The organism is Acidocella sp., from assembly GCF_027352905.1.
In the GTDB taxonomy this organism is placed as follows: Bacteria; Pseudomonadota; Alphaproteobacteria; order Acetobacterales; family Acetobacteraceae; genus Acidocella.
Genome location: NZ_DAIEIF010000025.1, coordinates 1 through 6,628, shown reverse-complemented (window position 1 = coordinate 6,628; position 6,628 = coordinate 1). Strand labels below are relative to the sequence as shown.

Annotated in this window: 7 protein-coding genes; 6 read left to right on the top strand and 1 reads right to left on the bottom strand. The window is 69.2% G+C overall.

Annotated elements, in window-relative coordinates; all coding sequences use genetic code 11:
• The 6 genes from M7H45_RS03750 to M7H45_RS03725 form a co-directional block, all read left to right on the top strand.
• A partial coding sequence (locus M7H45_RS03750; protein ID WP_298214846.1) for a hypothetical protein occupies positions 1–275 on the top strand: 275 nt, incomplete at its 5' end.
• A gap of 45 nt (positions 276–320) precedes the next feature.
• Positions 321–1,460 (top strand): branched-chain amino acid ABC transporter substrate-binding protein, encoded by a 1,140-nt coding sequence (locus tag M7H45_RS03745; protein WP_298214844.1) that lies wholly within the window; start codon positions 321–323, stop codon positions 1,458–1,460.
• An 84-nt stretch (positions 1,461–1,544) separates the two neighbouring features.
• Positions 1,545–2,447: a branched-chain amino acid ABC transporter permease gene (locus M7H45_RS03740; RefSeq protein WP_298214842.1), complete on the top strand. Its 903-nt coding sequence runs from the start codon at positions 1,545–1,547 to the stop codon at positions 2,445–2,447.
• Positions 2,447–3,370 carry a branched-chain amino acid ABC transporter permease gene (locus tag M7H45_RS03735; RefSeq protein WP_298214840.1) on the top strand — a complete coding sequence of 308 codons (924 nt, stop codon included), beginning with the start codon at positions 2,447–2,449 and terminating at the stop codon, positions 3,368–3,370. The genes M7H45_RS03740 and M7H45_RS03735 overlap by 1 nt, the downstream gene beginning before the upstream one ends.
• Positions 3,367–4,149, top strand: a complete 783-nt coding sequence (locus M7H45_RS03730) for an ABC transporter ATP-binding protein (RefSeq protein ID WP_298214838.1) — start codon at positions 3,367–3,369, stop codon at positions 4,147–4,149. The genes M7H45_RS03735 and M7H45_RS03730 overlap by 4 nt, the downstream gene beginning before the upstream one ends.
• Positions 4,146–4,874, top strand: a complete 729-nt coding sequence (locus M7H45_RS03725) for an ABC transporter ATP-binding protein (RefSeq protein ID WP_298214837.1) — start codon at positions 4,146–4,148, stop codon at positions 4,872–4,874. The genes M7H45_RS03730 and M7H45_RS03725 overlap by 4 nt, the downstream gene beginning before the upstream one ends.
• A gap of 3 nt (positions 4,875–4,877) precedes the next feature.
• On the opposite strand, the gene M7H45_RS03720 is transcribed toward M7H45_RS03725, so the two are convergent.
• Positions 4,878–6,407 (bottom strand): class I adenylate-forming enzyme family protein, encoded by a 1,530-nt coding sequence (locus tag M7H45_RS03720; RefSeq protein ID WP_298214835.1) that lies wholly within the window; start codon positions 6,405–6,407, stop codon positions 4,878–4,880.
• Between the last annotated feature and the right edge of the window lie 221 nt (positions 6,408–6,628).

Here is a 6,628-nt window from a genome sequence, read left to right as displayed (position 1 = left end):
GCGCGCGGCTGGGCGGGGCGCTGGCGGGCTGGCTGGCGGAGGAGGGTAAGGAGGCGGCGCCCGCCGCCATTCTCCATGAGGGGCCGGCGGCGGATCTCATCGCCCTGGCCCAGGCGCGGGCGGCCGGGGAAGGGCCGATCGCCCCCATCCATGCCGCCATGGCCGGAATGCCGCCCGCCCGGCTCTACCCGCTGGAATTGCTGGTGAGCGAGCAATCCGTCAGCATCAACACCACGGCATCCGGCGGCAATGCCAGCCTGATGTCCATCGGCTAGAGGGTTTCGGCACGAGCGTTTTGACACAAGCAATGGAGGGGATTCATGAGGAAGACATATCTGGGCGCGGCCTGCGCCCTCGGCCTGCTGGCGGGAGGGATGCAGGCCCGGGCGGCGGCGCCCATCGTCATCGGCGTGCAGGCGCCCATCACCGGCGCCTATGCCGAGGAAGGCCAGGGCATCGAAAACGCGGTGAAGCTGCTGGCCGCGGAGCAGAACGCCAAGGGCGGGCTGCTCGGCCGCCAGATCGAGGTGAAAGTGTGCGACGATGAGGGCGAGGCCGCGCAGGCGGCGATTTGCGCCCGCCAGCTGGTGAGCGCCCACGCCATCGCCGTCATCGGCAGCTATACCAGCGGCGCCGCCCTCGCCGCCGAGCCCATCTATGCCCGCGCCAATGTCATCCAGACCTCGGACGGCACCAGCGACCAGCTTCTCGCCAAAGGGTACAAGACCTGGTTCGGCAATGCCGCCCCCAACTCGGCGGAGGCGGAGTTCACCGCCAAATATCTCGTCTCCGTGCGCGGCTTCAAGCGCATCGCGGTGCTGAGCGACCATTCCAGCTTCGCGACCGGCCTCGCCCAGGCGGTCGAGCAGGACCTGAAGGCGGCGGGCGGCAATGTCGTCGCCACCGACTATATCAACGCCGGGTCGCAGAATTTCACCCCGGTGCTGACCCGGCTGAAGGCGCTGAACCCGGATGCGATCTATTTCTCGGGTTATTATTCCGATGGCGGGCTGATCCGCGCGCAGATGCAGCAGCTGGGTCTCAACGCCGTTTTCGTGGGCGGTGATGCCAACCAGAACACCGCCTTCGCCAAGATCGCCGGCCCCGCCGCGGCGGGCAGCATCATCATCAACGTGCCGGCCCCGCAGGATCTGCCCTACCCCGCCGCCAAGGAATTCGTGGCGAGCTATCAGAAACAATATGGCAGCTTGCCGCCCTCGGTCTTCACCCTCACCAACGCGGATGGCCTGCGCGCGGTGATGCAGGCGGTGGAGAAGACCGGCGGCACCGACCCGGACCGGCTGGAAGCCTATCTCCACAGCCTCAAGGATTTCCAGGGCCTGACCGGAACCTTCTCCTGGAACGAGAAGGGGGAGCGGATCGGCAGCCCCTTCGTCGCCTTTGAGGTTCAGGGCGATGGCGGCTATAAGATCCTCTACCCCGCCGCGCCGGGGAGCTGAGGCCCGCGCGCCGGATATGAAACGAGACCCGCCGGCGCGCGCCGCCGGCGGTGAAATAAACGGCGGCATAAACAGGGGAGCGCGATGGGGACCTTCATCCAGCAGCTCATCAATGGCCTCACGGTCGGCGGCGTCTACGCGCTCATCGCCCTGGGTTACACCATGGTGTACGGCGTGCTGCGGCTCATCAATTTCGCCCATGGGGATCTCTGCATCCTGGGCGCCTTCATCGGCCTCACCGTGCTCACCGGCGGGCTGGGCGGGGGCCATCCCGGCGCGGCGCTGCTGGCGCTCGCCTTCATCGCCGCCATCATCGCCATCGCCATCGCGGGGGTGCTGCTGGAGATCATCGCCTACCGGCCGCTGCGCCGGGCGGACCGGCTCGCCGCCGTGGTCTCGGCGCTGGGGGCCTCCATGCTGATCGAGAACGGCATCATGCTGATCTGGGGGCCGGACGTGCATGTCTTCCCGCCCGATCTGCTGCCCAAGACCAGCTGGCGGGTGGCGGGAGCCGCGATCTCCTTCACCCAGCTGATGATCATCCTCATCTCCTGCGCGCTGATGGCCGCGCTCTACGGCTTCGTCAACCATACGCGCTTCGGCACCGCCATCCGCGCGGCGGCGATCGACCAGGACGCCGCCCGCCTCATGGGCATCAACGTCAACCGGGTGATCGGCAGCGTCTTCGTCATCGGCCCGGCGCTGGGGGCGGTGGGCGGGCTGTTCATCGGCGTGTATTACCGCGAGGCCTATTTCACCATGGGCTGGACCTATGGGCTCTCCGCCTTCATCGCCGCTATTTTGGGCGGGATCGGCAATATTCCGGGGGCGATGCTGGGCGGGGTGCTGCTCGGCCTCTTCAACGCCTTCGCCGCCGGCTATGTGTCCAGCTCCTGGCAGGACGCGATCACCTTTCTGCTGCTCATCGCCATTCTCATCCTCCGCCCGACCGGATTGCTGGGCGAGCGCGTGGCGGAGAAGGTTTGATGAGCGCCACGCGGATGGGGCTGGCGGGCGGGCTCGCCTGGCTGCTCTGCCTCGCCATCCCCGCTCTGGCCGGGTCCGCCTGGGTGGCGATCTTCGCGACCTTCGCCATCTACGCCATCACCGCCCTCTCCGAGGATATCATCCTCGGCCGGGCCGGGATCTACGATATGGGCCATGCCGTCTATCTCGGCATCGGCGCCTATGCCACGGCGATTCTCAACACCGCCTTCGGCTGGCCCATCCTCGCCACCATCCCCGCCGCCATCCTCGCCGCGGCGCTGGCGGGCGGGCTGCTCTCCGCGCCGCTGATCCGGCTGCGCGGGGATTATCTGCTCGTCGCCACCATCGGCTTCAACGCCATCTTCATCCTCGTCATGCAGAACGATCCGGGCGGCATCACCGGCGGCTCGGACGGGATCGCCGGGATCGACGTGCCGGCCTTGTTCGGCTGGCAGCTGGCCAGCCAGAACGCGCTGTTCTGGCTGGATTGGGGGGTGCTCGGCCTCGCGCTGCTGCTGATGCGCAATCTCGACCGCTGCGAGTTCGGCCGGGCGCTGCGCTATATCAAGCAGGACCAGCTGGCGGCGGCCACGCTCGGCGTGGACACCCGGCGGGTGAAGACCCTGGCCTTTGCCCTGGGGGCGGGGCTGGCCGGGCTGGCGGGCTCGCTCTTCGCCGTGCAGCTCTCCTCGGTCAGCCCCTCCTCCTTCGTCTTCACGGAATCGGTGACGCTGTTCGCCATCGTCATCGTCGGCGGGCCGGGCTCGATCCCCGGCGTGCTGCTGGGCGCGGCGCTGATGTTCGTGGTGCCGGAAATCTTCCGGGATTTCGCGCAATACCGCTATTTCGTCTTCGGCATCGCCATGATCGCGGTGATGGTGCTGCGCCCGCAGGGGCTGTGGCCGCGGCGGAGGGCGGCATGACCCGGCTGCTGGAACTGCGCGGGGTGAGCAAGAGCTTTGGCGGGCTGCGCGCGGTGGACGATCTCAGCTTCGCGGTGGAGGAGGGGCATATCGTCGGCCTCATCGGCCCGAACGGGGCCGGGAAATCCACCGTGTTCAACCTCATCACCGGCGTGTACCGGCCCGATGCCGGGCAGGTGCTGTGGCGGGGGCGGGAGATCACCGGCGCGGCGCCGCACGCGGTGGCGGCTTTGGGCATCCGCCGCACCTTCCAAACCATCCGCCTGTTCGGCGAGATGACGGTATTCGAGAATGTCCGCGCCGGGATCCATCTGCGCGCCCGCCAGCGCTGGTGGCAGGGCGTGCTCGGCCTGCCCGCCCAGCGGCGCGAGGAGGAGCGGCTGGCCGCCGAGACCCGCGCCGTGCTGGCCCGGCTGGGGCTGGCGGACGTGGCGGACAAGCCCGCCACCGGCCTGCCCTATGGGCTGCAAAGACGGGTCGAGCTGGCGCGCACGCTGGTGGCCGGCCCCGCCCTCATCATTCTCGACGAGCCGGCGGCGGGGCTGAACGAGGCGGAATCCGCCGCGCTCAACGAGACGATCTTCGGGATACGCGACCAGGGGATCACCGTTCTGCTGGTCGAGCACGACATGAACGTGGTGATGAACGTCACCGACCATATCGTCGTCATCAATTTCGGGCGGAAGATCGCGGAAGGAAATGCCGGGGCGATCCGCGCCGACCCGGCGGTGGTGGAGGCCTATCTCGGCCGCGCCGGGGATGAGGAGGCGGCGCCGTGAGCGCCCTGCTCTCCATCCGCGGCCTGTCCGTCGCCTATGGCCAGATCGAGGCGCTGAAAAACGCCTCGCTCGAGGTGGGGCAGGGCGAGGTGGTCGCCATTCTCGGCGCCAATGGCGCGGGCAAGACGACGCTGATGCGGGCGATTTCCGGCCTGGCGCCGAAGCGCGCGGGCAGCATCCACTGGGAGGGGCGGGAGATCACCCGGCTGGCGGCGGATAAGATCGTGCGGCTCGGCATCGCCCAAGCGCCGGAGGGGCGGCGGGTGTTCGGCACGCTCACCGTGGCGGAGAATCTGGAGCTGGGCGGCTACACCCGCCCGGCCCGCGAGGTGAGGGCCGGGCTGGAGGAGGTGTACCGCCTCTTTCCCCGGCTGGCGGAGCGGCGGCGGCAATTGGCGGGCACGCTCTCCGGCGGGGAGCAGCAGATGCTGGCCATCGGCCGCGCCCTGCTCGCCCGGCCGCGCCTGCTGCTGCTGGACGAGCCGAGCCTCGGCCTCGCCCCGCTCATCGTCCAGGGGATCTTCGCCAATCTCAAGGAGATCGCGGCGGGGGGCATCACCATACTTCTCGTCGAGCAGAATGCCCGCGCGGCGCTGAGGCTCGCGGATCGCGGCTATGTGCTGGAGGTCGGGCGGGTGGTGATGAGCGACAGCGCCGCCGCGCTGCTCGCCTCGCCGGAGATCCGCGACGCCTATCTGGGCCGGGGCGCGGGCGCCCGGGGCTGAGCCTCAGCCGGGCGGGGATTTCAACAGCGCCTCCAGCAGGTGACGCTGGACCTTACCGCTGGTGGAACGGGGGAAGGCCTCGAAGCTGAGAAAGCGGATCTCGCGCGGCCGCTTATACCCGGCGAGTTGCGCCCGGCAGAGGGCCAGCAACTCCTCCGGCGAGACGCCAGGTTCCGTCCCGGCGACGAAGGCGATGGGAGCCTCGCCCCATTTGGGGTCGGGCGCGCGCACCACGGCGGCCTCGGCCACGCCGGGATGGCTGAGCAGCACACGCTCGATCTCGGCGGGGTAGACGTTTTCACCCCCGGTCTTGATCATGTATTTGATGCGGTCCACGAAATCGATGCGGCCATCCGGAAGGCGGCGGAACACATCGCCCATATGGAACATGCCGCCCCGGAAATCCCGCGCATTGGTGGTCTCCGCGTTCCAATAGCCGGAAAACAGGGTGGGGCCGCGAATGGCGAGTTCGCCCGGCTCGCCCTCCGGCACGTCGCGGTCCTGTGGGTCCACCAGCCTGATCTCACAGAAGGAAGAGACGCGCTTGGCGAGATCGCGCGGGGCGGCGCCGATCTCGATGAGGGCCGCGCTGGCGGGCGGCAGGCCGGTCTCGGTGGAGCCGAAGGAGTTGAGATAGGGGGTTTGCAGCAGCCGGGTGAGCTCGGCGAGCTGGTGGCGGGGGACGAGATCGGCCATCGCCCCGCAAGCCTTGATGCCGAGGATGGGGGTGGGGTTGGCCCGCCGCTCGGCGATGAAGGCCTCGATCGTGCCCGGCATCAGCACCAGCCAGCCGATTTTATGGCGGGTGAGGGCGGCATTGATCGCCGCCGGGTCGAAGCCGTCGATAACCACCACCGTGCCGCCGCGCAGCAGCGTGGCCAGCATGTGATCCGCCGAGGCCATGTGGAACATCGGCGCCCAGGCGATGAAGCCATCCTCCGGGCGGAGGGACAATTCCGCCGCGAAGGACATGGCGCGGGCGATATGAGCGCGATGGCTGATCAGCGCCCCCTTGGGCAGGCCGGTGGTGCCGGAGGTGTAGAGGATATTGAGGCCGGCCTCGTGGCTGGGGAGGCCGCGTCCCGCCCGCTCATCCGGGCGGGCGGCGGCTAGCAGCGCCTCCCATTCCGCCCCGGTTTCGATGACCGGCAAGGCGGAGATGGCGGCGAAGGCGGCGCGCAGCGAGGGCTGCACCACGGCGAGAACCGGCTCCACGAGAGCGACGCAATGGCGTAATTCCCCCGGGGCGAGCCGCCAGTTGAGGCAGGCGACGATGGCGCCCACGGCGGCGGCGGCGAGTTGCAGCTCGATATATTCCGGGCAGTTATGGGCGAGGATGGCGATGCGGGCACCCGGCTGGACGCCCCGCGCCAGCAGCGCCGCCGCCGCGCGCTCAACCCGCCCGCACAAATCCGGGTAGGAGAGGCTCTTGCCGCCCCATTCCAGGGCGGGGCGTGCGGGCCTGCCCGCGACGCAGGTTTTGAACAAGCCGAACACATCCGCCTGGCCCGCCGCCAGGATATTTGCCTGCATGGTCCTGGACCCTCCTTTTGCCGCAATTCCAGGGCAAACCACCGGTCTTGTCCAGGCTGGGCCGGGGTTGAAGCGCCGCTCGCCATCCCGTAGGTTCCGGGGTTTCCGGCTGGCCGCCATGATGATCGCGCGGGCGCGGCGCTGGGCCGGCCATATTCCCGTTCCCCTCTGGCTGCTCACCGCCATTTGCGCGGCGCAGATGGCCTCGGCGCTCGCCGTGC

What these genes read in the sequence shown, in the direction of transcription:
- M7H45_RS03745 (WP_298214844.1), top strand. Translation starts at nt 321, where the DNA reads ATGAGGAAGACATATCTGGGCGCGGCCTGCGCCCTCGGCCTGCTGGCG.
- M7H45_RS03740 (WP_298214842.1), top strand. Translation starts at nt 1,545, where the DNA reads ATGGGGACCTTCATCCAGCAGCTCATCAATGGCCTCACGGTCGGCGGC.
- M7H45_RS03735 (WP_298214840.1), top strand. Translation starts at nt 2,447, where the DNA reads ATGAGCGCCACGCGGATGGGGCTGGCGGGCGGGCTCGCCTGGCTGCTC.
- M7H45_RS03730 (WP_298214838.1), top strand. Translation starts at nt 3,367, where the DNA reads ATGACCCGGCTGCTGGAACTGCGCGGGGTGAGCAAGAGCTTTGGCGGG.
- M7H45_RS03720 (WP_298214835.1), bottom strand. Translation starts at nt 6,407, where the DNA reads ATGCAGGCAAATATCCTGGCGGCGGGCCAGGCGGATGTGTTCGGCTTG.